The following is a 25,445-nucleotide window of genomic DNA, read 5'->3' on the forward strand; positions in this document are numbered from 1 at the left end:
CAAGGCATCACCATAACAGACACAGTATTTGCCTATTCGGACCAGCACAGTCTGTTGAAGATCAGCCGGACGGCGCTATGCTGGTGTATCCCCTTTTTGCGAGTTCTCATGGACGCCCCGTCGACCTATCGATACGAACAACTGGCCGATCTGATCACAGGCATGATCGGCAACGGGACACTTGCACAGGGCACCCGTGTCCCTTCGGTACGTGCACTGAGCAAGCAGCACGGTGTCAGCATCTCGACAGCCTTGCAGACCTATCGGACGCTGGAGGATCGCGGCGTCCTGGTCGCCCGGCCGCAGTCCGGCTTCTACGTCGCGGCGGTGCAACGCGGCATGCTCGGCCTGCCATCCACCTCGCCTCGTTCCGCGAAGGCTTCGGCGGTCTCGATCAGCGGCGCGGTCGCAGCGCTGCTGCAGCATTCGTCGAACCGCGCATTCATGCCTTTCGGCTGCGCCGTGCCCGACGGGGACTTGCTGGCATCGAAGCGGCTCGACCTGATGCTCTCGCGCGCGGCGCGCCGACACGGCACGCAACACAATGTCTATGGTCCTCCGCAGGGGGAGTTGATCCTGCGCGGCGAGATCGCCAAACGGGCGATGCGCGTCGGGCACATGCTGTCGCCCGACGACATTGTGATCACGAGCGGCTGCACCGAGGCGCTGACGCTTGCCCTCTCGGCGGTGGCCAAGCCAGGAGACACGATCGCCGTGGAGGCTCCTACCTACATGGGTCTGCTCCACACGCTCGAAGTGCTCGGACTGAAGGCCTTGGAACTGCCGGTTGATCCCGTCCACGGCATCGACATCGAGGCGGTCGCGCAGTTGCTCGACACGGAACGGGTGGCCGCCTGCGCGCTGTCCTCATGCTTCAACAACCCGCTCGGCTCGATGATGGCCGAAGCCGACAAGCGGGCGCTCCTTGCCGTGCTTGCGCGGCACGATGTCCCGCTCATCGAGGACGATGTCTATGGCGACCTCTATTTCGGCCGCGAGAGGCCGAAGCCCTTCATCGCGCTCGATGGCGGCGCCAACACGATCTATTGCAGTTCCTTCTCGAAGAGCCTGGCGCCCGGCTACCGGGTCGGCTGGGTCGCGGCCGGCGCCCGCACGCGGCGCGTGGTCGAACGCAAACTTGCCTTCAGCCTCTGTGGTGCCGTCTTGCCCCAGGTCGCGCTCGCGGAGTTCCTGGCCAGCGGCGCCTATGACGCACACCTGCGGAGCGTTCGCCGCCTCTTTCAGGACAACCTTGCGCAGATGGCAAGAGCGATCGCGGCGAGCTTCCCAACCGAGACGAAGATGAGCCGACCAGCCGGCGGTTTCGTCCTCTGGCTCGAGTTGCCGGGAGGTTTTGACTTACGCGGGCTTTTCGACGCGGCGATCGATCAAGGCATCTGCTTTGCGCCTGGCGATGTCTTCTCAGCCAGCCGGCGCTTTCGCAATTGCTTGCGCCTGAGCGCCGGGCATGGCTGGAACGATCGCATTGAGGACGGCATCCGTCGTCTGGGCCGGCTCGCATGCGAATTGATGTGAGCCAAGCCCTGGCGATTGGTGCGGTCAGCCCGTAGCACGGGTGGAGCGAAGCGATGCCCATCGCTTGTTGCGCAAGAGTTGATGGGTATCGCTTCGCTGCACCCATCCTGCGGCTATCGAGGGCGGCGCTCGCAGTATTTCGGAATATTAGAAGAATATCGCTGATTTGCCTGACGTGTCAAGTTGCCTGGTCGAACGCCGTCCGCCGCCGGCTACTTTGCATGGGGTTGTTTTCGATATTTTGGCAACGCGCCCCTGCGACGGCGAGGCGCGCCGAGGTTGCAGTCAAACGCGGTCGGCTTCGTCAGCGGACGAGCGGGCCGGCTTCCGGGAAGAGCGGGCAGGTCTACCTTCCGGACGGGCGAAGGTCTTCCGTGACGCGGTCGAATGGGTCCTGGATGGCGACGGCCCCAAGGCCGTCCTGCTGCGTATCTGGCGATCGGGACTGTCGACCGGCGCCGGCCGCGAAGATGTCGTGGACGAGGCCGAGTTTGCCAAGCCCCAAAATAATCAGGCCGTTGATGTCGATCTCGTACCAGGCGTGCGAAATGTAGGCGTCCCGCGGAAACCGATGATGGTTGTTGTGCAGCCCTTCACCGAAGGTGAGGATCGTGGTCACCAACTCGTTGGTCGTGCCGTCGTTGAGATCGAAGCGGCGGTAGCCGTAGCGACCGTCGCTATGGCAGACCGAGTTGACCAGCGAGGTGGCCATGGTCATGACGTAGCTGCGGAACAGGCCAGCGAACAACACGCAGCCGATCATCGCGTGCACGCCGCCGAGCGCGTAGCCGAGGGCGCCCGGAATGATCACCGCCGAGATCGCGTACCAGTACCAGCGTGTCCTGGTGAAGAACATGGCGATCGGGTCGGCCAGAATATCCTTGGCGTAGTATTCGGCATCGGTGGTCTGTCGGTCCCACACCCAGCCGCCTTGCGCATGCGACATCCCCTTGGCGAAGCTGACATGGCGGTTGCCGGCGCCGTCGTAGTAAGGGCTGTGGACATCGCCGGGCTTGTCGGCGTGAAGATGGTGCCGGCGATGATTGGAGACCCATTTGAGCACCGAGCCCTGCACCGCCATCGTGGCCATCGCGGCGAATAACGTCCGCATGACCGGACCGCAGCGGAAGCTGCGGTGGACGAAGTAGCGATGCATGAAGCCGATGCCGACCGTGCTGAGCGCGAACGTGCCGGCGAAGACGGAAATCTCCACCCAGCCGATGCCTTGCGTGAATGCCCAGACCAGCGCCGCGATCGAACCTGCGACCATAAAGCCGAACGCGACATAGGAATCGCGAAACTTGGCGTCTACCACCGGGCCTTCGAGAAGCACACCTGGTGGCATTTTCTGATCAGCGCCTTCCGCCGACACCACCCCCTGAATTGCGGTCATTTCAGCTGATCCATTCCAAAATTGACTGTTCTGAGACGCACCGTACAGACGCGGGTTATCCCGAGCAAGGACCCGATCGGCCGCGGGAGTGCGGAGCGAACTTGAAAAGACGCGGTCAGTGACCCCATAGGATGGGTGGAGCGAAGCGATACCCATCGCTTGTCGCGCGGGAGTTGGATGGGTATCGCCTATCGCGCAAGAGTTGATGGGGCGTTGCACGCAGCAGTGCTGTTTCTTTCGCACGACGCTTAGTGCGCAACACCACGAAGTCACCCGCGCGTCATTCGCCCGTAAGAAAGCCCGCACATCATACCAATGAACTTGGTGGCGTGGGGGGTCGATGCGGGATGTCGGATCGTGATGCTCATTCGCATCGATGGTTTCTCGGCGTCGGCCGTGGTCGTGTGGCGCAAGCGGTGTCGGCCGGCTTGTTTGTCGCCGTTCTGTTCGTGCTTGCGGTATCGCAAGGAACGCCCGGCCTGACCCGTGAGCAAGCCCTGCCGCGTGCAGCTTGCGCTCAGCCACAACCTGGAAGCGCAGTGACGGAACCGAAAGATCTTCGGAGTCGTGACGGTGTCCTGCAAGTCGACCTCAGCATCACCGATCAGAAGCAGCCTGATGGTTCCACCCGCTACTGTTACCTGACGCCCGACGGCACGCTGTCTCCAACACTGCGGCTCAATCCCGGCGATCTGCTGGTCCTGCGATTCACAAACAATCTGATCGACTTGGTCGCGACGGATACCAGCGGAACCAGCCCCGAAAATCAGGCGATCGCAGGACCAATCTGCACGTCGAAGAAAACGGCGGATCCGTGCGGCGGCGGCGCCATGACGGAGGTTTCATCCAACCTGCACTTCCACGGAATGACGGTGGCGCCGGTGTGCCATCAGGACGACGTGATGAAAACCTCGATCCAGCCCGGCGATCCGCCGTTCGAGTACCGCGTTCGCATTCCCTCCGACGCGGCACCCGGCCTCTATTGGTACCACCCGCATATTCACGGTTACAGCAAGGCGCAGGTGCTCGGCGGTGCCTACGGCGCGCTGATCGTCGAAGGCCTCGAGAGGGCAAATCCCGCGGTGGCGGGCCTGCCCGAGCGCGTGTTGACGATCGGCGATCAGGAACTGCTCAATCCCGATGCCTCGCCATCGAAGTCCGAACCTGTCGTCCCCCCAACGCTGATCGATCGCGACGGCGACGCGGGCAACAACGGCACCGGTTTCGGCAAGCCCGCGAAGGACTTATCCATTAACCGCGTGCCCGTCCCCTATCCGGACTATCCGCCGGCGTCGATCACGATGAAACCGGGCAAGCGCGAAGTCTGGCGCGTTCTCAATGCTTCCGCGATCACCTATCTCAATCTCGCCGTCCTGTTCCGGCGGATGCCGCAGCGCCTCGGCATCATCGCAATCGACGGCGTCCCGATCAAATTCAACGGCAGCCCGGCGCCCGAGATCGCGTGGGTCGATCACATCGGCATTCCGCCTGGCGCGCGAGCCGAGTTCATCGTTGACGGTCCGCCGCCTGGCGTGCCGGCGCTGCTGGTCACGCGGACGGTCGATACCGGTCCGGACGGCGAAAACGATCCCAACCGCGCCCTCGCCACCATCGTCGCCGCGGCTGATGCCCCCGACACCGGCGCGACATTGCCGTCCAATCCCAGGCCGCTGCCACCGGCAACGATGCCCTGGGTCGGCAGCGTCGCTCCGGTGCGCGTGCGGAAGCTGTATTTCTCCGAGCGGCCACAGAATCCGAACGATCCCAAGAGCCCCACCGCGTTTTTCATTACGGTGGACGGCCAGGCGCCGAAGCCGTTCGACATGAATTCCGACGTGCCTGACATCGTGGTCAAGCAAGGCGACGTCGAGGATTGGATCATCGAAAACCGCTCGGCGGAGCTGCATGATTTCCACATCCACCAACTGCACTTCCAGCTGATCGACTGGTCCGGCCTGCCGGTCAAAGAGCCGTTTCTGCGCGATACGGTCAACGTCCCCTACTACAACGGCCGCATGCTGCAGTATCCGACCGTGCGGCTGCGCATGGACTTTCGCAATCCGAACATCGTCGGCACCTTTGTCTATCACTGTCACGTCCTGGAGCATGAGGACGGCGGCATGATGGGCAGAATACGCGTCGAGCCGGCGAACACCGTAGTTCACGTCGAGTCGTCAAACCAAACGAGCAAAGGAGCACCACTATGACGCGACCTAAGCCTAAATCCCGCTTCCTCAACAGCTGCTGCATGGGACTGAGCGTACTCGCGCTGGGACAATTCACGCTCGCACCGGTTCTTGCCGATGATGGGCAAGACCATGGCGATCGCCACCCCACGCATTCACCCATCAAGCACGTTATCGTCATCATCGGCGAGAACCGCAGCTTCGATCACGTGTTCGCCACTTACGTGCCGAAGAAGTCCGGGGAGCACGTCGACAACCTGCTCTCCCGAGGCGCCATCAAGCTGGATGCCAACAAGAACGCTATTCCAGGACCCCACTTCGCTTCGGTCCATCAGCTGGCTGCGCAGGATAACGGTTCGACTGACGCGTTCCTGCTGAGCCCGCCGAAGATGCCTTTCCCCAACGACCAGCTGCCCGCCCCGCTGGTCGGCGGCCCCAAGGTCGCCTACTTTCCTAACAAGTGCGGCACCGCCACGCCGATCACGCAATGCGAGGCGAGCCTCGATCTGGCGCAGCAGTCGGAAACCGGGTTGGATCCGAGCTACTATCAGTTCCTGCTGAGCGGTGGCACCGGCCAGACCTCAAAGACACCCGACCAGCGCATCAGCAACGTCAACACCTTGCCGGCCGGACCATTTCAGCTGACCAACGGCAACACTTTCACCTATGACGCCTACGCAGCCAGCCCGGTGCATCGTTTCTACCAGATGTGGCAGCAGTTGAATTGCAGCCACTCAGCCGCCAGCCGGGACAATCCCTCGGGCTGCAACGGCGGCCTGTTCGCGTGGGTCGAAGTGACCGTGGGTGCGGGGGCAAATGGCGCCGCGCAGCCCGCGAACTTCAGCACCGAGTACTCGGCGACCGCAACGACCACCGGCGAAGGCTCGACGGCGCTTGGCTTCTACAACGTTCAAAAAGGCGATGTGCCGTATTTCACAAAGCTGGTGGACAAGTACGCGATGAGCGACAACTTCCACCAGTCGGTCAATGGCGGCACCGGCGCCAACCACATCATGTTCGGCCACGCCGATGCGCTCTGGTTCAGCGGCCCTGACGGCAAGCCGGCCGTTCCGCCGAACGGCCAGGTGGTCTTCTCCCCCGGCCCTGACGCGGGCGTCGTCCATGAATTGGAAAACCCGAATCCGGCACCCGGCACCAACAACTGGTACACGGAGGACGGTTACGGCAACAGCGGCAACGCGGGCTCTCCGCCGCCCTATTCCACGGCTGCGGTCTCCGGAGGCGGCTCGTACAGCAATTGCTCCGATCCCTCGCAGCCCGGGGTCGGGCCGATCCTGGACTACCTCAGATCACACCAGCGTCCGATCGACGCGCGCTGCGAATCCAACCACTACTATCTCTTGAACAACTATAACCCCGGTTATTTCGGCAACGGCAACAACGCCTACACCGACACCAATCCGGCCAATACGCCGTTTACAATTCCGCCATCGTCGACACCGAGCATCGGCGACAGCCTCAACGCCAAACATGTTTCCTGGAAATACTATGGCGACCAGTGGAACAGCTACGTCAACGATCCGTACCAGCTCAATTATGGTACGCCCGGACCGCAAGCCGATGAGTATTGCAACATCTGCAATCCGTTCCAGTACGACACCTCCATCATGTCGCATCCGGATCAGGTGGCCGCGCACATTCAGGACTCGGTGAACCTGTACTCGGACATCGCCAACAAGACGCTGCCTGCGGTTTCGATCGTCAAGCCGAGCGGTTACACCGACGGTCACCCCGCATCGTCCAAGCTCAATCTGTTCGAAGGCTTCACCAAGAAGATCGTCGATCAGGTGGCGGCCTCGCCTTACGCCAACGACACCGCCATCTTCATTACCTTCGACGAAGGCGGCGGCTACTTCAACTCGGGCTATGTGCAAGCGCTCGACTTCTTCGGCGACGGAACCCGCATCCCGCTGATCGTTGTCTCGCCGTTGGCGAAGCCTGGATACATCTCGCACGAATACTCCGATCACGTCTCGATCATCAAATTCATCGAGCGTAACTGGGATTTGCAGCCGATTACGCAGCGTAGCCGCGACAACTTCCCGAACCCGGTCGCCGATCCCAATAATCCCTATGTGCCGGTGAACTCACCGGCGATCAGCGATCTGTTCGACTTCTTCAGCTTTGATCATGACCATGATCATGATGGGGGTCACGGGAACTGATTGAAGGCAACGTCAACGATAGACGCGAAATACAATGCCCCTGGGAGGTTTCTCCCAGGGGCATTTTCGCGGCTTGAGCGCGTTCCTAATGACGGTTGCCGGGCCGAGCCGGCGGGTCCGCGGGGATTTCGGCTACCGCGCTATCGGTCCGTGCGCGCACCGGCCCGGCGCCACTTGCACCGGGCAGCGGCAGGCTGACTATTGTGGTCTGCTGGCCCCGCTCCAGGGTCACCTCGCGGCCCTGGACCGAACGGAGCCTCCAGCCCTGATAGTCTTCGCCGATTTTCAGGCGCAGCGCCGCCTTGGTAGGCTGATCGATAAAAATCCCGAAACTCTGATCGCCGCCGATAATCGTGCCGACCAGCGAAAGTTGCAGACGCTCGTCCCTCGCTGGTTCCGGCGGCGGGAGCGCTTTCGCCGCCGGCACCGACGCGACAGCGGATGGCGGGGGCCGCCGCGATGGTGAAAAGATCGGCCGCTCGCGCGTGCTCGACAATGTCCCCAACGGGATCGCCCAGAGCGGATTTCCACTGGGCGGCGTGCGTCCAACGGCTGCAGGAGCCCCTGGCGAATCCGAGGGCGACGCCGCGAACAGCTTGTCAGCGCCGCCTGGCGTATCCGCATCGGGGGCAGACATGTCGCTCGGCAGCGCCGAGATCGAAGCGGGAACGCCGAGCACAGCTACCATCAGAAGAGTAAGCCTGACGACCGGTCTTCGCATCGCTTCAGCCCTCGTTACATCGCACCTTCCATTGCCCGGAAACTATTACAAGCGGAATATGCAACGTGCCATCGCCCGACGCGTCACGCCAACACGCGAAAAGAGGGAGTCGAGCCCGTAGAATGGGTGGAGCGCAGCGATACCCATCGCTTGTTGCGCAAGAATTGATGGGTATCGCTTCGCTCCACCCATCCTACAAACTGCTAGCGCCGCACGCCGGACGATTTGACCGTCCCCTTCTTCCACATCCGAAACCCACCCTCAAACGCATTCGCATTATCGCCGAACCGCACCTTCTTCGGCGGGTTGTCGACCTTCTCCGCATTACCTCCGCCGAGCACGACGTAGTCGGGCTCCAGCGCGGCGAACAGCCGCGCGATGACGTCGTCGACGGCCTTGCGCCATTTCTTCTTGCCGTGACGCGCAAGACCAGCGGCGCCGACATAGTCCTCGAAGGTTTTGCCGTTGCGGTATGGCAGATGGCCAAGTTCCATCGGCTCGGAAATGCCGTCGACGATCATCGCGGAGCCCAAGCCCGTTCCGAGGCCGAGAAACAGCATGCGGCCGCCCTGGTAGCTGCCGATCGCCTGCATCAGCGCGTCGTTGACGACCTTGGTCGGGCGGCCAAAGGCCTCCTCGAAGTCGAAGCCGGCCCAGCCACGGCCGAGATTGTAGGGCTCCCTCAAGGGGCGGTTGTGGACGACTGGCCCGGGATATCCGACCGAGATGACGTCGTAGGACCAGTCCTTGGTCAGTTCCTGGACCTTCTGCACCATGTCCTTGGCCGACAGACCGGGCCCGGACTCGAACTCGCGCCTGACACGTTCCCGGTCGGTCATCACCTTGACGTGCGTTCCGCCGATGTCGATCGACAGCACCGCTCGCCGGGATGTGCGCTTCCTGGTCTTCTTCGTTTTCTTGTTTGTTTTCCTGTTCGTTTTCTTCTTCGCTTTCTTGGCCATGGTCTCGCGCCATATTAAGGGAGCGCATCAAAGATGCGCCCCCTCGTCAAGGCAAGCGAAAAACGCTGGGCCAAGTGAGCCGATTACCAGCTCCGATCGACGTTGCGCACCTCACCGGTCTGCGCATCGACATCGACCTGCATCCAGCGGCCGAAGCCGTCGCGGCCCTCGATCTCCCACTCGTCGCCGAGGAACTGCGTGTCCGATACCGTCATGATGCCAAGCTGGTTCGCTACGCCGATCGCGGCCTGCATCGACATCTGATCGCCGGTATCATAGGCGAAGGTCGGCGTCGCCGCGCCGAGCGCGAGGACTGCAGCGATGGGAAGGATGAATTTTCGCATGGATCACTCCTGTCGAACGTTGAGCTGTTGCGCGGCATAGAACGAGCGAGAAGCGCAATCCGTTCCGGCTGCTGACATCACAAACCGATGCGAAATTTTCCGATGTTGCGGCGATTTGGTGGCGATCCCGACGCAGTCACGCCGTAGCTTTGTTCCCCATACGACTCCATTTCGTTCGCGAAGAACGAATCGGAATCGAGAAAATCGGCGCGGCGCAAAGCTTAACAACACGTTTGCTTCAACTCGTTGCACAGACGAACGAGCGCTAAATGAAGTCAGCGGTCCGGCCGCAAACTCGATGCACCTCTCCCGCTTGCGAGGGCTTTGCGTAAAGGCGAATCTGCGATTCTCTAAGACCGAGCTGAACATGGAGCTGGGGATGGCGTATCGGCAGGTTGGGCAAGCGAGCTTCGCAGATGCGCTGGCGTCGCGGCGGGGGAAAGGGGGTGCGGTGCTGAGGCGGATTTGCGAGCTGGTCGATTGGGCGGCGATCGAGCGCGTGCTGCGCGGCCTCCCGGAACCGGAGCGTGGCGCGCCGCCCTATCCGCGGCTGGTGATGTTTAAGGCGCTGCTGTTGCAGCAATGGTACGGGCTGTCCGATCCGGAGCTGGAAGAAGCGCTCGATGACCGGACCTCGTTCCGAGAATTCTGCGGCTTTGTGCTCGGTGACGAGACGCCCGACCACACGACGATCTGGCGCTTCCGCGAAGCTTTGCAGCAGGCCAGTCTGGACGAGACGCTGTTCTCCGAGATCCTGCGCCAGATCGACGCGCGCGGGCTGGTGCTGCGCCGAGGCACATTGATCGATGCCAGCCTGATCCCGTCGGCGGTGAAGCCGCCGAAGCCACCGAAGGAGCCACTGCCGCCCGGCCCGGACGGGCGCGCGCCGAGCAAGCTGGTCAACAGCGAGCGCGATGCGGATGCGCGATGGACCAAGAAGGGTGGCAAGCGGTACTTCGGCTACAAGGCGCATGTCGGCGTCGACCAGAGCTCGGCGATCATCCGTCGCAGCAAGCTGACCGACGCCGCGGTCAACGACACGGTGCCGGCCGACGAGTTGATCAGCGGTGACGAGAAGGCGGTTTACGCCGACCAAGCCTATGACAAGCACGAGCGCCGCGCCGGGCTCGCGGCCCGGGGCATCAAGCCGCGGCTGATGTTCCGGCCCAACAAGCATCATGCCCTGACCGAGCGACAGAAGCGCTTCAACGATGCCGTGGGACGGCGCCGCGCGCCGGTCGAGCAAGTCTTCGCGCGCCTCAAGGGCGTCTACGGCTGGGCCCGCGCTCGCTATCTGGGCCTGGCACGCAACCACACTCATCTGCGCCTTCTCTGCCTGGCCATGAACCTCAAACGATGGGCAATATTGCGCCCAATCGGAGTTCCGGCATGACCGCCGCTCCGCAATACTGTCGATCGGCTGGGCAAACGAGGCCGTACATCCTCGCGCGCCGTCCAAGAGCAAGCAAAAAAATCCCTGATACAGGCCCTCACTCCCGCAGAGGCGATTGCGCAAAGCCCTCGCTTGCGGGGGAGGTCGTCACGCGAAGCGTGGCGGGTGGGGGCTATCTCCACAACGTGACTCGCGGAGAGAGCCCCCACCCCCACCCTCCCCCGCAAGCGCCCGCAAGCGGGAGAGGGAGCGCAGTTTTCTTTGCCGCGACATCGCATGCTTCTCGTCACCCAAGGACGACACGTTCTCCATCCGACTCCATTTTGTTCGCAAAGAACGAATCGGAATCGAACAAATCAACGCGTGCCGATTCTTAACAACGCGTTTGCACGAGGTCTAACGCCTCGTATTTCGTAGCCCGGATGAGCGTAGCGATATCCGGGGCCGCTCTCTCCGCAGACCCGCATGTCGCGGAGCCTGTCATCGGGCGCGCATTCGCGCGACCCGTTGGCTCATGCGGGCTACGATATCTCGTAGACCGACACCTTGTCGGCGATGCCGCTCAGCGCCACGGTTCGGCGGGTTGGCGTCAGCCCGTGGGCCTCGAGCAAGATCCGGGTCTCGCTGTTCTCCACCACCGATTCCGTCACCACGATCGAGCGTGAGGCGGCAAGGCCCTGGACGCGCGAGGCGACGTTCACGGTCTGGCCGAAATAGTCCTGCTGGCCGTTGAGGGTGACTGCAAGGCATGACCCTTCGTGGATGCCCATCTTCAGGCGCAGGCTTTGATGCTGGCGCTCGGCGCCGAGATCGCTCATCGCCTCGCGCATGCGGATCGCGGCGGCAATGGCGCGGTCGGGGGTTTCGAATGTCGCCATCACGGCATCGCCGATGGTCTTGACGATGGCGCCGCGTTCGGAGGCGATGATCTCCTGCAGCAGCCGGAAATGCTCGTTGACGAGATCGAACGCGACGAGGTCGCCGACCCGGTCGTAGAGCGCGGTGGAGTCCTTGAGGTCGCTGAACAGGAAGGTCAGGCTCAGGATCTTGAGCCGTTGGCCGAACGCCAGCGTGTCGGTCCGGTAGAGATCGCGGAACGTCTGGTTGGTGAGCAGCCGCTTGGCCGTGAGAATGGGCTTGCGTCGGGTCAGCAGGTCGTCCAGCGCCTGGCTCGCCACCCAGACCGCCGGCAACACGCGATCGTCGGTGCGGTTTTCCAGCGTGAGCCGCAGCGGCCCGGGGCGCAAGATGACGGTCTCGACGGGAAGCTGGGCCTTGTTGAAGGTCACCGAAAGATTCTGGCGCTGGCTCGCCTCCTCGCCTTTGACATCGAGGAACTGCGCGGCATGCGTCACCGGATCGAACACGATCAGCGTGCCCTCCGGCACCTGCATGGACAGGATGGCCCGTTCCCCTGGCGGCAGGTCGACGGTTTCGAGCGTGACCTCGCGCAGCACCTTCTCCAGATCGTCGGGAAGATTGATCGCCGAGCTCCAGAACACCTGGCGATAATAGTCGGCGACCGACAATCGGTCCGGACTATGCGCCGCGATCTTGCGCAGGCGCGGGCTGACCGTGAAGGTCACCTCGACCAGATTGTCGAGCGTCGTCTCATAGCCCGCGGCGCAGAACCCGCAGCTATATTGCGTGCTGGTCAGCGTCTTCAGGGTCTTGTTGGCGGAGAGCACGCCGGCGCAACTCGGGCACATCACGCTCCATGTCATCTCCAGCATGCCGAGCCCGACCGCATGCAATAGCCCCGCGATCACCCGCTCCTCGTCGATCCCGGCTTTGGCCGCAAGATCAAGCGCGTTCATCCTGTTCAATGCATGATCCGGGGCTTTCAGCACCATGCGCTCGAGCATCTCGACGACGGGTCCGTCGGCCGACTGACGCAGTGCCCCAAACAAAGTCTCAGTTTCGCTCATGCGACAAATGTTGCATGAAAGCAGACCCGGCGGAAGTCCGCTCGCCCATCAACTCTACGTAGCGCCAAGCTGCCACCTGCCGCCATGCGGCCGGGCGATGGTGTATAGATATCCCCGTCTCACCCGATGAGAGGGGCGTTGCGCACGTCGCGAACGCGCGGTGGGATGCGGTGGACGCGCAGCTTGCGAAGACGAGCGCAAGGCTGACGCGGACGGTGAAGTCGTGTGGTCCTGACGCCCCAGTGGCCGGTGTCGATTTTCCGAGAAGCTCACACTTCCCGGGAATGACGGTGGCAAAAAAGCCCGGTCTCGCCGAGGAGAGCACGAAGTAAGCCGTAACCCATCGCGCAGGGAGCGCCGGGTTGTTTCCGGTTACACCTGTGGTCCTACCCCGGTGCTTTTTGTTGCACCGGGCCCATGGGTGCAATCGGCACCCCGCTTTCCCTGCGCCCTCTGCAAGATGAGGGCGGAACGAAATGCAAAGCTCGGACAAATCATGTCGCGAGATCGCGGAGGCGCGATCGATCGATGTACCGTCGATGTCGCAGCTATCGTTGCCGTTGCGCGAGATAAAACCCCGTCAGCACCGTGACCAGTCCCGCCGCCTGCAAGCCGGTTGGCGGCTCGCCGAGCACAAGCCAGCCGACCAGCACCGTCAATGCGGGCACGATGGCGGGAAAGATGGCGGCGCGCGCGACGCCGAGGATCTGGATCGACGCCGCGAACAGATAGAGCGCCGCAGGGCCGGCAAGGATGCCCTGCGCCAGCGCCTGCAACGCGTTTTCCGGCCAGCCGATCGCAGCCAGCCTGGCCAGCCCTCCGGTCGCCACATAGACCGGCAGCAGCGCGAGCGACAGCACATTGATGACGGCAGTCGCGGAGAAGGCGGAGACGCGCCAGAAGCGCAGCAACGTGCCGAAGCCCGCGAACATCAATCCGGTCAGCACGAAGATCAGGTCACCCTGCACGCCGCTCGCGCCGATTTGGCTGATCGACTCGGCTCCGATCACCACGAGGCCACCGACAATGACGAGGGCGCCGACCAGGCGCGACGGCGAGATGCGCTCCTTCAGGAACGCCGCGGCCAGCAACAGGGCCCCGAGCGTCGCACAGGACGGCTGGATGACGCTGCCATGCCCAAGCGGCACGAACAGGAAGCCGGTATAGCTGATGATGGCCATCACGGGCCCGCCCAGCACCATCAGCGCCAGCCCCCGGCCCCATCCGATGCCGCAGAGATTGCCAATCCCGGCGCGCAGCACCACCGGCAGGAATGCCAGGCCCGACCACAGGAAGCGGTGCATCAAGAGGTCCACTGGCTGGAAGCCGATCTTCAGGGCATGGCGCGTTGCCACAAAACCGAGCGCCCAGAACAGCGCTGCGCCAAGGCCGCAGGCAACCCCGAGCAGGGCCGCCTTGGTCTCCAATTCTTGGGTCGGAATTTCGGCGCCACCGGCCAGCTGGGTCATGACGGACGCTTACGTCAGCACCCGCGGCCGATCAACCCACGGACATGCAGGGCTCGTAGGGCGAATGAGCGGAGCGCAATCCGCCGTTCACTCGCATCGGCCGGTGGGTTACGCTGCGTCGACGCCACGCAGCGAAGGGGTTCCCATGAACGGCAACAGATATTACGGCGTTCGCGTCGAAGGCGCGAAATATGGCGTCGGCTTCGGTTCGGCGCTGGCGATCGCGATCTCCTACACCAAGAACCACTCGATCCTGTGGGCGATCATCCACGGCATCCTGAGCTGGATCTACGTGATCTATGCCGCGTTGTTCGGCTAACGCTGCGTAGCCCGCATGACCGTCATCTCCATCCAGTCGCAGGTCGCATGGGGCCATGTCGGCAACAGCGCGGCGGTCTTCCCGATGCAGTTGCACGGCATCGACGTGATCGCCGTGCCGACCACGCTGCTCAGCAACCGGCCGGGCTACGACACCATTCGCGGCCGGGTGCTCGATGTGCAACTGGTCGCCGATCTCTTGCGCGGGATCGAGGAGCGCGGCGCGCCGGACGATGCGAAAGTCATCCTGTCGGGTTATCTCGGCTCGGCCGACATCGGCTCGGAGGTTGCCGAGTTCGTTGCCCGCGCCAAGGCGAACAATCCCTCCGTCCTCTATTGCTGCGATCCCGTGCTCGGCGATCGCGACGACGGCCTGTTCGTACGATTGGACATCCCGCCGCTGGTGCGCGACGATCTGTGCCCGCTCGCCGACATCATCACCCCCAACCATTTCGAGCTCGAATGGCTGTGCGGCGCGCCGGCCAAGACGATCGGCGCTGTCATCGCGCTGGCCCGCACCTTGATCGCGCGCGGGCCGTCGACGGTTGTCGTCACCAGCGCCGAACTCGCCGGTTCGCCCGGCGACGTCATCGAGACCCTCGCGATCGAACGCAGCCATGCCTGGCGCGTGCGCACACCAAGGTTGCCGATCAGTCCGAACGGCACCGGCGATCTCTTTGCCGCCCTGTTCGTCGCCGCCCGCGTGCGCGGATCGGAGACGCCCGCTGCGCTCAGCCACGCCGCATCCGCCATCTTCGCAGTGCTGGAGCGCACTGCACTGAGGGGCACCGAGGAAATGCGCATCGTCGAAAGCGCCGCGGAGATGGTTCATCCGACGCGCAGGTTCGAGGCGGTAGCCGTGGACGACCGGACCACCAAGCCATGAGGACCCGATGTCTCCCTTGAAGCCGCAAGCCACTTACGACGACTTCGCCCGGTTGGATATTCGCATCGGCAAGGTCATGGAGGTCCAGCCGTTTCCGCGCGCGCGCAATCCGTCCTGGAAGGTCGGCGTCGATGTCGGCACTGACCGGATCATGTGGTCGAGCGCGCAGATCACCAATTATGAGCCTGCGGCGCTGCTCGGCTCGCTGGTAGTCTGCGTCTGCAATCTGGGAGCGAAGAACATCGCGGGTTTCACCTCGGAACTCCTGATCCTCGGTGCGAAGAATGCGGACGGACAGGTGATCGTGCTCGGCCCGCGCAGCGAGGTTGCAATCGGTGAGGCGATTTTTTGAGGTCACGTCATTATCACGACCAGTTGATTCAAATGATGTGGATTCCCCGTAGTTTACCGATGGGGGATCACCCGGATTCTCGGCAAGGCTGCGCGCTGCTATTTCAGCGCGCGAGAATCGCCTCATGGGAATCAACACATGACCGCCCTTTATTTCCACTGCTCCGACGACGAACACGTCCTGCTGGACCGCAAGGGCGCTGCCATGAACATCTCGGAAGCACGCGAGCATGCCGAACAACTGGTGCGCACGTACGTCATGACCCCGAGCGCAGAGGACTGGCGCAACTGGATCCTGCACGTCACCGACGATCTCGGAACCGAGATTTTCGAGCTGCCCTTTACCGCCGTGCTCGGCCAGTTGCACTGAGACGCACACATGCCGTCAGCACCATCCTCATTGACGTCGTCTTCATTGACGCCGTTGCGCCGCCATCTCAACGCGCTGCGTGCGCTGATCGAAAGCGTCTGCAATCCTTACCGGCCGGAGCGGCATTACATGCGCGGGCCGGGCCCGAAATGGCGCGCGAGGCACCAGCTGCGCGAGTCGGATTAACGAAATGGTGCGGCGAATCTCCGGTGAACTACGGACACGCTGCACATTCACGCATCACGCACGGTCCTGCTGCACATCGATTTTGCGCCGATAGCTCGACGATTGTGCGCGATGCGTCTTAGGGAACCGTCGACTCAGTGTTATCCTGTACTGCATACCGAAAGTAAGAAAACTTCGGCGGAGAATTTCGGAATGCCGTACTACAAATTCGATCTCGTCGTGGACGAAGAGTTCCGCAATCAGGGAACCATCATCCTCGAAGACCTTCACGTCGCCTCCGATCGTGCCGATCAGCTCGCCGACGAGCTGTCGCAGGTGAAGCCCGAGCTGAAGGCGCGCGGCTGCGCGGTGCGCGTCACCGATGCCGACAACAGGGAGCTCTATCGCACGCCGCTCGATCCGCTGCCGCGATGGCGCAAAATGCCGGAGAGCGCCTAGACCGGCCCCTCGCCGCTCGCCCGCAGCGCCGTCAGTCCCTCCCGATAGGTCGGGTACCGCAGCGCGATGCCGAGTTCGTCCTTGATCAGCGCATTCCGTACGCGCTTGTTCTCGCCATAGAAGCTCCGCCCCACCGGCGTGAGATCGGCTTGCTCGAACGGAATCTCGGGCGGCGGAGCAAGGCCGCAGAGTTGCGCGGCGAAGCCGACGACATCCTGCGGCGACGCGGGTTCGTCGTCGCTGAGATTGTAGACGGCGCCGGCGCGCGGGCGCTTCAGCGACGCTTCGATGATTGCAGCGATGTCGGCGACATGGATGCGATTGAAGACCTGGCCCGGCTTGACGATCCGGCGCGCCGTGCCTGCTGCCAGTTGCGCAAGCTGGTTACGACCGGGGCCATAGATCCCGGCCAATCGAAAGAGATGCACAGCCTTGCTGCGCGCCGCACCGAAACCGAGCCACGCCAGCTCCGCCTCCGCCCTGATCCGCGAGCGGCCCTCGCGCGGCGCAACCGGCGTCGTTTCAACGACCCAGCCGCCGGCGTGGTCGCCATAGACGCCAACCGTCGAGAGATAGCCGATCCAGCGCAGCCGCGGCGCCGCGGCGATTGCCTCACCAAAGGCCGCGAGCACGCGATCCCCGCCCTGATCCGGCGGGATCGACACCAGGATCGCATCGCTGGCGGCAATCTCATCCGCAATCGCGGGATCGCGGTAGCCCTCCGATAACAGCCTGGCGTGGATGCCGCTCCGCGCCAGCAGATCGGCCTTTGCCTGTGTCCGCACCGTCGCCGCAATCTCGGCGCCCGCTCCGCGTAGACGCTCGGCAATGGCCTGCGCCGAATAGCCGTAGCCGAAGACCAGAAGCTTCATCGGAAACGCGGATGTCCCACGTCGTCGAGCGAAAGGGCCATGGCGAATTCCCCAGTGAAATTTGTCTGCTGCTTGCCGCGGCAGAGTTCCCGGAATCCATGGCGAAGGCAAGCAACGGCAAAACGGAGATCGCAAGAGAAATCATCCACCGGACCCGCCCGCTGGATCACTTGGTCAACCTTGTTGCCGCCCGGTCTTCAGCCCTGATGCGGCCCGCGCATCAGCTTCATGGCATCCTCGACGTGACGCCATTCTTTGGCTTCCTCGGTCTCGCCCTTGCTTTCGCAAGCCACGGCATTGTGCGCGGCATGGGCAATCGCCTGTTGGCCGTGCTCGTCGAGCATCCGCCGCGCGATCATGTGGATTTGCATCTCAGACATCATGGCGTTCTCCTCGCGTGGTTTCCGCCGAGTCCACCGGACATCTGATCGGATGTCCCGCGTGCCACCAATCAAACCGCTGGACGAGACATCTTGTTCCACACACGCGCGTCACGCCGCCAAAAGCTTGTCGAACTCCTCAGGCGGGTAGGATTTGCCGTCCTTGTCGGTGATTACCACCTGCCATCCTTCGCTCGCCCAAACCCTCGCCTTCGCGACGATGAGCCAGGTGCTTTCCCGTTCGACCCTGACCGTTTCGTTGTCGCGTTCTGCGACCATCTTGTAAGCCAACGCTCCATCCCCTCCGACGATACCGGTTCCTGCCCTGTGTTGGCAGCGCCATTGGGCCGCAATTCGCCGCGAGCGTGACAATTTGGTGAAGCTGCGTGCCCAGCGAACGCAAAGGCTCAGCGCGCGGTCGCGCCTACGTCCGCTTGCGCCGGTCACGCGGACCAACAGGATGAAAGCGTGTCAGCTACTCGACGACATCAAGCCGGACGTTTGCGACCCCCTTGCCGACCATGCCAAGCGACTGCGCCGCCGAATAGGAAACGTCGACGATCCGCCCGGGTACGTAGGGGCCGCGGTCATTGACGCGCACCGTCACCGAACGGCCGGTCTTGACGTCGGTGACGCGCAGCTTGGTCCCGAACGGCAATGTCGGATGTGCGGCGGTCAATTCGTGTCCGTCGAATTTTTCACCACTCGCCGTCTGCTGCCCCTCGCTGTAAAAGCTCGCGAGCCCTCGCGATGCGATCTTGGTGTCACCCGCGTTCCTGCGCGACGCGGATGGCGTGTGCCTGTGCGCGACTGCGACACGCGTCCGTGGCGGCGACGAGGCGGCGCGCGTCGGCTCGATCGACGCTTGCCGGCTCGCGAGCGCCGGCGAGCGCTCGCTGACAACAGAGGATTGGGCGCAGGCCCCGAGCGATGCGGCGCCGATCACGACGGCAAACAGGCGGAGCGCATTTCGTGGACGAGCCGACAAGCACGAGGGCGCAGCACTGCATGTGCAGAGTTTGACGCCGACATCCGAACGAACAATACCGTCGCGTGACATGTTGCACCCCCAACTCGCGCCCCAGCCCAAGCCGAAAGATCAACATCCGCCTATCAGCCGAATCCAATCGGGGCGGAACGGAGGCGGGATGCGGCAAGACGCAGCTCCGACGGTGCGATTTCCGTTCGAGTGTGTTGATTGAGCCACAACCACCACGGGTCATCGGCCGCGGGGGCCAGGAAATGCGGCTCCAATTCCGGTTCCCGAAACACCCCAACCTCTCCACCCTCTCGCCATGCTTTGGTCAAACCGGACTGGAGTGGTGGGGAAAGGGCCAAGTGTCGATACAGGACGTAAACGCGCCGGCCGCCCATTGCGGTTTGACCTTGGACTGAAAACGGGGACCGCCAATGCAATCGACACTGTCCATGAAAGACACCGATCCGCACGATATTTTCGCGATCGAGCCTGACTTCGGGCCGCGCCCTAACACCGCCGCCCCCACACTCGCACCGGCAGGCACGGGATCGCCAGAACACCGCGAGCCGCATTTCGGTCCGAGCGCCGTGCCCCCATCGTCTGTCCCGCCGGTCGCGCCCGCTCCTCCAGCTGCACCAATGTATCGCGCCGCCGCGACCCACGACATCAGGCTCGACGATGTCCTGCACGATCGCGCTCCGCCCCGCCCCAACAGATGGGCGGTCCGCGCGTTCTGGTTTGTGTTTGCGATCGTCAGCGCCATGGGTGCCGCGGCCTGGCAACATTACGGTGATCGCGCCAGGCAATTGGTAGCGGAGTGGACGCCGCAGGTCGCGCTGCTGTCATCGCTGATTCCGGGCAAGGCTGCGTCTACTCCTGACAAGGCTGCGCCCACTCCTGACAAAGCTGCGCCCGCTCCTGAACAGGCACCGCCCGCGGCCCAAGCAGCGACCGCCGATCAGCCGGCAGCAGAGACGGCACCGGCCGCTCCGCCACAGGACGTCGCCGCAGCAACACCCGCACCGGCCGCTGCACCGGCTCCCGCAGCCGCGCCTGCTGCGGTCGTCGCTCCGGCAGCGGCCACCGTCGCACCGGATCAAACACAGTTGCTGCAGTCGATGGCGCGCGACCTCGCGTCGATGGGACAGCAGGTCGAGCAGCTCAAGACCAGTGTCGCCCAGCTCAAGGCGAGCCAGGATCAGTTGGCCCAGCGTGTCGCAAGAACGACTGAGACCAGGGTGACGCCGCGCCCGCGCGCCACAACGCCGCCGCACGCGGCTGTTGTACCGCCGCCGGTCCGCCGCCCAACGCAGGCATACATCCCGCCGCCACCTCCGGTGTCAACCGGGCGGGCCGCGGTCGCGCCGCTGCCGGCAGTCGCTGCACCTGCGCCGTTACCCCGGACTGTTGCGCCAGCGCCGCCGCAATCCGCCGTTGTTGACGCCGATGATGACGGCCCGGTGGTGCGTCCGCCGATGCCGTTGCGTTGAAATCGACTTGAGGCGCGGATGCGGGAAACCGTTAGTCCGCCGCGACCTTGCCGCCGACCGATCGGGAATTACGCGCTCTGACCGGGCGGCAGCACGACTACCGTGGCTCCGGGCTTGACCCGCTGATAGAGGTCGATGACATCGGCATTGTTCATGCGGATGCAGCCGGACGAAATCGCCTGCCCGATATATTCGGGCTGGTTGGTGCCGTGGATGCGATAGAGCGTGTCCTTGTTGCCCTGGTAGAGATAGATGCCGCGCGCGCCAAGCGGATTGGCCGGGCCGCCCGGAACGCGAGCCGGATACGGTCCGAGCCGCGCCTGGATTTCGGGCGTCGGAACCCAGTCCGGCCATTCCGCCAGCCGACCAACAGTCGCGACGCCGGAGAAGGCCATCGCCTCTTCGCCGACCGCAACGCCGTAGCGGATCGCCTTGCCGTCGGGCAGCACGTAGTAGAGATAACGCGCGTCGGTATCGACCAGGATCGTGCCCGGCTGTTCGCGACGTTGGAAGTCGACGATGTGGCGCTGAAACTGCTCGGGGATGCTCGCTTGCGCGTAAGGCGGATTCGCCAGCAGCTGCCGGTCCCGCGATGTCATGGCGACGTCCGTCACCGGCGAGAGCGTCGCCTGCATGCAGCCGCCGAGTGCGAGCGATCCCAACAGCACCGCCGCCAGCCCCAACTTCGACACGATCATTCTCCCCTGCGTCAACCTGCGTCACATGCTGCCGAAATCGTGCTGAAATCGTGGCAGCGCCGCGTGGAACACGTCTGTTTGATCAGCACCGTCAAAGCCTGCGTCTCAACGGTCACGGTGAGTTCCCGCGAACGCCGGCCTTGCAAAAAAGCGTCGGAAACATTGGGCTCCTGCAGAAGACATAGGAGACTCGGGGGCGACATCAGAGCGAAGGAGTAGACGCCTGCATCTCAGTCCAGCTCCGGCGGCGCGAACCAGTTGGTCAGCGAAAGGCCGCCGTCGACCACGATCGATGCGCCGGTGACGTATGCAGAGAGCTTGTTCGACAATACCGCGAGCGCCGTCGGCGCGAGATCCTCGGCGTGCCCGAGCCGGCCGAGCGGAATGTGTTTTGCAAGCGCGGGATCGGCGACGAAGCCGCCGGCTGCGATCGCGCCGGGCACCAGTGCGTTGACACGGATACCATAGCGGCCCCACGTCTTGGCGAGCTCCTTCACCAACATCGCCATGCCGGCCTTCGCGGTCGAGTAATGCGGCAGATTGCGCGGCGTGCCGGCGTGCAGCGAGGTCAGCAGCAGGAACGAGCCCGGAGTCTTCGCTGCGATCAGCTTACGCGCCAGTTCGCGCGACAGATGAAAGCCGGCGTCAAGATTGACCGCATGCATCTGCTGCCAGGTGTCCGTATCGACCGCCATCGCGTGATCAGCCTCGCGGCGCGGCGGCGAGGCGCTGTGGACAAAATGGGTCACCTGCCCGAGTGCCGATTGCGCATGCGCCAGCAGCGCGTCGCAGGCCTCGCGCCTGGCGAGATCACCGATCCAGGGCACCGCGAGTTCAGGGCGCGGCGCGACCTTGATCGCGGCCACGACCCTGTCCTCGTGCAGATCGGCAAACATCGTGCGCACCCCCTCGCCGACCAGGGCCTGCGCGATCGCGCGGCCGATGCCGCTGCCCGCACCGGTCACCAGGGCTGCCTCGCGGATGGGATCGAAGGGTAAATCGAAGAGGCTCATGATCTCTGAATTCCCAAACCGCTGCGCCCGGACCTCAATACGGCGGCGCCTTGCGCGCCCGCTGGGCCTTGGCCGCCTCGATCCACCACGCGAAATCGTCGGCAAAGCGCGGAAAGGCGTGCTCCAATGCCTTGCCGCCATCACCGATCGGCTTGCCGTCGGCCGACAAGGTCTGTGCGATCGGACCCGCGGCGATTGTGCTGGAAATCACCACCATGCCCATCTCCGATAGCGTGCCGTGCCAGGCAGTCGCTGCGCGCGCGCCGGCGAACCGGCCGGCCGAATAGCTCGCGATCGCGGCCGGCCGCCAGAACCATTCTTCGAGGAAATGATCGGTAAGGTTCTTCAAGCCGGGCTGGATGCCCCAATTGTATTCGCCGGTGACGAACAGGAAGCCGTCGGCGCCGCGGATTTTTCCGGCGAGCGTCTCGAGTGCCGCGGGCGCCTGCCCCTTGGGATATTCCTTGTACATCCGATCCAGCATCGGCAGGCCGATTTCCCTGGCGTCAATCAGTTCGACATCGTCGCCGCGCGCACGAAGGCTTTCGACCACGAAATGGGCGAGCCGAATCCCCATCCGGTCGGAACGATAGGAGCCGTAGAGAACGAGAATGCGGTGGGTCATGATGCCCGATACTACCATAGTCGCACAGGCGCGGTCCTGCGAAGCGTCGCATATTCGCAAGCGTTAACGGGCCCACCCGCCTGTTTTCCGGCCATTAAGCAATCCCCCATCGTTCGTCCGCCGCGGCCCAAAATCGCCGGATTCGTCTCCAGATATAGCCCCGCTTCGAGAAGGAGAGCCCGACATGCGGATCGCAAGGCTGGTTTTCGCAGGTTCGCTCGCAGCTTTTGCTGCGGTTGCCACCCCTGCGCTGGCGAAGAGTTCCGACCACCAGAAGACCGACGACAAATCCAGCGCGTCCGCCAGCTGCCAGGCCTATCAGCAGACGGCCGACGGCAGCTGGACACAGTTGCCCTGCGGTGAGATGGGCACGAACGGTTCGACGCAGCATCGCACCACGACCAAGAGCGCCGAGGGAGACGAGCACTGAGGTCAGAACCCTCGTCCACGCCGGCACGGGCGGCGACGAGCCGGATTCGACTTTCGGCGGAGATGGGCGAGCCCGCGCTGCGCCGGCGCGGTCCCGCATCGTAAACCCATGTTTAATGCGCACCCGGTACGGTTGAGGCTCCCATACCCCTCTCGTCACGGCGCACATCCCATGAAAATCGGCACTCTCCTGACGGCTGCGATCGTCTCGCTGTCCGCGGTCGGCGGCGGTCTCGCAGCCTATGTCGCGGTCACCAAGTACCAGACGATGGACAAGGTTTCGATCGCGCAAAGCCGGCTCGAAATCGTCCGCGCCGTCGGCGATATCCCGCGCAACATGAACCCGGAGCGCGGCTACGCCACCAACCTGATGATGGGCAGTGGCGCGATCGAGCAGAAGCAGATGGCCGAGCTCGACAGGCTGCGCCAGTTGACCGACAGCGCACTCGCCAAGGTCAACCAGGTGCGCGCCACGCTGCCGGGATCGCTCGACGATGGCGAAGCGATCGCGGGCGCAATCGACGCGCTGAAGATCAAGTTTGGCGCGCTGCGCGACGCGATCGAGAAGGCGATCGCGGCCCCGGCCGACGCCCGCCGGGCCGCCGCCACCAGGATCGTCGCCGACAATTCGGTCTTCAACGCCGGCGTGACCACGCTGCTCGACGAGCAGGTCCGGCGGCTCGCGGGCCTCGACGGCAATGCCTACCGCCAGGCCAATTACGCCAACGTCGCCTGGACGCTGCGCGACATCGGCGGCCTCAATGCCAGCCTGCACAAGGCGCTGGTCGGCGCCAAGCGCGCCGCGACCGAGCCCGAGAAGCTGGAGCTGTTCCGCAGTACCGGCCGGACCGAGCAGATCCTCTCGACGCTGCAGGAACTGCGCAACAATCCGGCGACACCGGCAAATGTCACGGCGGCGCTCGGCAAGATGCAATCCGACTATGTCGAGCGCTTCGGCAAGTCCTTGAAGCTCGCCAAGGAAGGCGCGGTGTCGGGCAAATACGAGCTGGACGTCGACACTTATTTCGTCGAATCCCAAGTCGGCCTGGCCGCCATCATCGCCGTGCGAGACGCCTTCTACGACAACGCCGAACAGGGGCTCACCGCCGCCTATTCGTCGGCGCGCATCAGCTTCGTGATTGCGCTGATCGGGCTTATCGCCGTCGCGGCTGCGAGCGCCGGCCTGATCGTTGTGGTCCGCCGCCGCATCCTGACCCCGATCGCCGCCCTTACCGGCCGCATGTCGCGCCTGGCCGCCGGCGATGTCGCCGAGGCAATCCCGGGCGCCGCGCGCCATGACGAGATCGGCGCGATGGCCGCCGCCGTGCAGGTGTTCAAGGACAACAGGATCGAAGCCGATCGCCTCGCTAGCGAGAAGGAAGCCGAGAGCGACGTCAAGATGCGCCGCGCCCGCGTGCTCGACGACCTCACCCGCGCCTTCGAGATGAAGGTCACCGAGCTCGTCGGCGGCCTGTCGGCAGCCTCGTCGGTGATGGAACAGACCGCACAATCGATGTCGTCCACAGCGGCCATGACCAACCGCCAGGCCTCCATCGTCGCTGCTGCCTCCGAGCAGACCTCGACCAACGTGCAGACGGTCGCGAGCGCGACCGAAGAGCTGACCTCTTCGATTTCCGAGATCGCCCGCCAGGTCTCGACCTCGACCGAAATCGCCGCCCGCGCGGTCGACCACGCCCGCCGCACCGGCGACACCGCCCGCTCGCTCGCCGAGGGGGCGCAGAAGATCGGCGACGTCGTGACCCTGATCCAGAACATCGCGGCGCAAACCAATTTGCTCGCGCTCAACGCCACCATCGAGGCGGCACGCGCCGGCGAAGCCGGCCGCGGCTTTGCCGTCGTCGCCTCCGAAGTGAAGTCGCTCGCCGGCCAGACCGCAAAGGCGACGACCGAGATCTCCGAGCAGATCGCCGCGATCCAGGCCGCCAGCGACGAGACCGTCACCGCGATCCAGAACGTCGTCGATGTCATCACCGAGATCGACCAGATCGGCACCGCCATTGCCGCCGCGATCGAGGAACAGGGCTCGGCGACCAAGGAGATCGCGCGCAGCGTCCAGGAGGCCGCGCGCGGCACGCAGGAGGTCAATTCCAACATCTCCGGCGTCCAGCGCGCAGCCGACGACACCGGCGCCGCGGCAACGCAGGTGCTGGGCGCGGCCGAACAGCTCTCATCGCAATCGAAGGACCTCGCCGGCCAGGTCAATCACTTCCTGTCCGACGTGCGTGCTGCCTGAGATCGCAGGGGAATTGCCCCCGCGCAGACAACGGCGGA

The 25,445-nt window shown here is 63.9% G+C and carries 25 protein-coding genes; 12 read left to right on the forward strand and 13 right to left on the reverse strand.

Annotated features, from left to right (window positions below; translation table 11 throughout):
* Positions 1-108 precede the first annotated feature (108 nt).
* Entirely contained in the window at positions 109-1,536 is a 1,428-nt protein-coding gene (locus ACP2YO_RS26430) for a PLP-dependent aminotransferase family protein (protein ID WP_426434103.1), read from the forward strand.
* Positions 1,537-1,882: 346 nt separating this feature from the next.
* Here ACP2YO_RS26430 and ACP2YO_RS26435 read toward each other — a convergent pair whose 3' ends face one another.
* On the reverse strand, positions 1,883-2,929 hold the full coding sequence (locus ACP2YO_RS26435) for an acyl-CoA desaturase (RefSeq protein WP_426434104.1): 1,047 nt from the start codon (positions 2,927-2,929) through the stop codon (positions 1,883-1,885).
* 539 nt (positions 2,930-3,468) lie between these two features.
* Here ACP2YO_RS26435 and ACP2YO_RS26440 point away from each other — a divergent pair.
* Both ACP2YO_RS26440 and ACP2YO_RS26445 read left to right on the forward strand, forming a co-directional pair.
* Complete coding sequence (locus ACP2YO_RS26440; RefSeq protein WP_426434105.1) at positions 3,469-5,136, forward strand: multicopper oxidase family protein; 1,668 nt, start codon at positions 3,469-3,471, stop codon at positions 5,134-5,136.
* On the forward strand, positions 5,133-7,301 hold the full coding sequence (locus ACP2YO_RS26445) for an alkaline phosphatase family protein (RefSeq protein WP_426434106.1): 2,169 nt from the start codon (positions 5,133-5,135) through the stop codon (positions 7,299-7,301). Before ACP2YO_RS26440 ends, ACP2YO_RS26445 begins: the two co-directional genes overlap by 4 nt.
* An 85-nt stretch (positions 7,302-7,386) precedes the next feature.
* Here ACP2YO_RS26445 and ACP2YO_RS26450 read toward each other — a convergent pair whose 3' ends face one another.
* From ACP2YO_RS26450 to ACP2YO_RS26460, 3 genes are all read right to left on the reverse strand, one after another.
* Complete coding sequence (locus ACP2YO_RS26450; protein ID WP_426434107.1) at positions 7,387-8,022, reverse strand: hypothetical protein; 636 nt, start codon at positions 8,020-8,022, stop codon at positions 7,387-7,389.
* Between the two features lie 203 nt (positions 8,023-8,225).
* Positions 8,226-8,984: an ROK family protein gene (locus ACP2YO_RS26455; RefSeq protein WP_426434108.1), complete on the reverse strand. Its 759-nt coding sequence runs from the start codon at positions 8,982-8,984 to the stop codon at positions 8,226-8,228.
* A gap of 83 nt (positions 8,985-9,067) precedes the next feature.
* Positions 9,068-9,328, reverse strand: a complete 261-nt coding sequence (locus ACP2YO_RS26460) for a PepSY domain-containing protein (RefSeq protein ID WP_426434109.1) — start codon at positions 9,326-9,328, stop codon at positions 9,068-9,070.
* A gap of 379 nt (positions 9,329-9,707) precedes the next feature.
* On the opposite strand from ACP2YO_RS26460, the gene ACP2YO_RS26465 reads away from it, so the two are divergent.
* Positions 9,708-10,721, forward strand: a complete 1,014-nt coding sequence (locus ACP2YO_RS26465; RefSeq protein WP_426434110.1) for an IS5 family transposase — start codon at positions 9,708-9,710, stop codon at positions 10,719-10,721.
* A 521-nt stretch (positions 10,722-11,242) separates the two neighbouring features.
* On the opposite strand, the gene ACP2YO_RS26470 is transcribed toward ACP2YO_RS26465, so the two are convergent.
* On the reverse strand, positions 11,243-12,649 hold the full coding sequence (locus ACP2YO_RS26470) for an adenylate/guanylate cyclase domain-containing protein (RefSeq protein WP_426434111.1): 1,407 nt from the start codon (positions 12,647-12,649) through the stop codon (positions 11,243-11,245).
* A gap of 548 nt (positions 12,650-13,197) precedes the next feature.
* Positions 13,198-14,118, reverse strand: coding sequence for a DMT family transporter (locus tag ACP2YO_RS26475; protein WP_426434112.1), 921 nt, complete (start codon positions 14,116-14,118; stop codon positions 13,198-13,200).
* Between the two features lie 145 nt (positions 14,119-14,263).
* On the opposite strand from ACP2YO_RS26475, the gene ACP2YO_RS26480 reads away from it, so the two are divergent.
* The 5 genes from ACP2YO_RS26480 (at position 14,264) to ACP2YO_RS26500 (ending at position 16,667) form a co-directional block, all read left to right on the forward strand.
* A complete protein-coding gene (locus ACP2YO_RS26480) occupies positions 14,264-14,437 on the forward strand; it encodes a hypothetical protein (RefSeq protein WP_197086828.1) in 174 nt (57 codons plus the stop codon).
* A 15-nt stretch (positions 14,438-14,452) separates the two neighbouring features.
* Positions 14,453-15,322, forward strand: a complete 870-nt coding sequence (gene pdxY / locus ACP2YO_RS26485; RefSeq protein ID WP_426434113.1) for a pyridoxal kinase PdxY — start codon at positions 14,453-14,455, stop codon at positions 15,320-15,322.
* Positions 15,323-15,329: 7 nt separating this feature from the next.
* Entirely contained in the window at positions 15,330-15,674 is a 345-nt protein-coding gene (locus ACP2YO_RS26490) for a tRNA-binding protein (protein WP_426434114.1), read from the forward strand.
* 138 nt (positions 15,675-15,812) lie between these two features.
* Entirely contained in the window at positions 15,813-16,043 is a 231-nt protein-coding gene (locus ACP2YO_RS26495; RefSeq protein WP_426434115.1) for a DUF6894 family protein, read from the forward strand.
* Between the two features lie 378 nt (positions 16,044-16,421).
* Positions 16,422-16,667 (forward strand): DUF6894 family protein, encoded by a 246-nt coding sequence (locus tag ACP2YO_RS26500; protein WP_426434116.1) that lies wholly within the window; start codon positions 16,422-16,424, stop codon positions 16,665-16,667.
* Here ACP2YO_RS26500 and ACP2YO_RS26505 read toward each other — a convergent pair.
* The 4 genes from ACP2YO_RS26505 to ACP2YO_RS26520 all read right to left on the reverse strand — a co-directional run bounded on the left by ACP2YO_RS26505 (position 16,664) and on the right by ACP2YO_RS26520 (position 18,979).
* Positions 16,664-17,539 carry an SDR family oxidoreductase gene (locus ACP2YO_RS26505; protein ID WP_426434117.1) on the reverse strand — a complete coding sequence of 292 codons (876 nt, stop codon included), beginning with the start codon at positions 17,537-17,539 and terminating at the stop codon, positions 16,664-16,666. The genes ACP2YO_RS26500 and ACP2YO_RS26505 overlap by 4 nt on opposite strands.
* A 197-nt stretch (positions 17,540-17,736) precedes the next feature.
* Positions 17,737-17,922: a hypothetical protein gene (locus ACP2YO_RS26510; RefSeq protein WP_426434118.1), complete on the reverse strand. Its 186-nt coding sequence runs from the start codon at positions 17,920-17,922 to the stop codon at positions 17,737-17,739.
* 108 nt (positions 17,923-18,030) lie between these two features.
* Positions 18,031-18,210: a hypothetical protein gene (locus ACP2YO_RS26515; RefSeq protein WP_044541853.1), complete on the reverse strand. Its 180-nt coding sequence runs from the start codon at positions 18,208-18,210 to the stop codon at positions 18,031-18,033.
* A 184-nt stretch (positions 18,211-18,394) separates the two neighbouring features.
* Entirely contained in the window at positions 18,395-18,979 is a 585-nt protein-coding gene (locus tag ACP2YO_RS26520) for a septal ring lytic transglycosylase RlpA family protein (protein WP_426434119.1), read from the reverse strand.
* Positions 18,980-19,347: 368 nt separating this feature from the next.
* On the opposite strand from ACP2YO_RS26520, the gene ACP2YO_RS26525 reads away from it, so the two are divergent.
* Positions 19,348-20,388 carry a hypothetical protein gene (locus ACP2YO_RS26525; protein ID WP_426434120.1) on the forward strand — a complete coding sequence of 347 codons (1,041 nt, stop codon included), beginning with the start codon at positions 19,348-19,350 and terminating at the stop codon, positions 20,386-20,388.
* 68 nt (positions 20,389-20,456) lie between these two features.
* On the opposite strand, the gene ACP2YO_RS26530 is transcribed toward ACP2YO_RS26525, so the two are convergent.
* The 3 genes from ACP2YO_RS26530 to ACP2YO_RS26540 form a co-directional block, all read right to left on the reverse strand.
* Complete coding sequence (locus ACP2YO_RS26530; RefSeq protein WP_426434121.1) at positions 20,457-21,086, reverse strand: L,D-transpeptidase; 630 nt, start codon at positions 21,084-21,086, stop codon at positions 20,457-20,459.
* A 230-nt stretch (positions 21,087-21,316) separates the two neighbouring features.
* Positions 21,317-22,099 carry an SDR family NAD(P)-dependent oxidoreductase gene (locus tag ACP2YO_RS26535; RefSeq protein WP_426434122.1) on the reverse strand — a complete coding sequence of 261 codons (783 nt, stop codon included), beginning with the start codon at positions 22,097-22,099 and terminating at the stop codon, positions 21,317-21,319.
* A 34-nt stretch (positions 22,100-22,133) separates the two neighbouring features.
* Positions 22,134-22,724 carry an NADPH-dependent FMN reductase gene (locus ACP2YO_RS26540; RefSeq protein WP_426434123.1) on the reverse strand — a complete coding sequence of 197 codons (591 nt, stop codon included), beginning with the start codon at positions 22,722-22,724 and terminating at the stop codon, positions 22,134-22,136.
* A 184-nt stretch (positions 22,725-22,908) separates the two neighbouring features.
* Between ACP2YO_RS26540 and ACP2YO_RS26545 the strand changes: the two genes are divergently transcribed.
* Entirely contained in the window at positions 22,909-23,154 is a 246-nt protein-coding gene (locus ACP2YO_RS26545) for a hypothetical protein (protein ID WP_426434124.1), read from the forward strand.
* A 171-nt stretch (positions 23,155-23,325) separates the two neighbouring features.
* Entirely contained in the window at positions 23,326-25,407 is a 2,082-nt protein-coding gene (locus tag ACP2YO_RS26550) for a methyl-accepting chemotaxis protein (RefSeq protein ID WP_426434125.1), read from the forward strand.
* The last annotated feature ends 38 nt before the right edge of the window (positions 25,408-25,445 follow it).

It is taken from the genome of Bradyrhizobium genosp. P (genome assembly GCF_049949265.1).
In the GTDB taxonomy this organism is placed as follows: domain Bacteria; phylum Pseudomonadota; class Alphaproteobacteria; order Rhizobiales; family Xanthobacteraceae; genus Bradyrhizobium.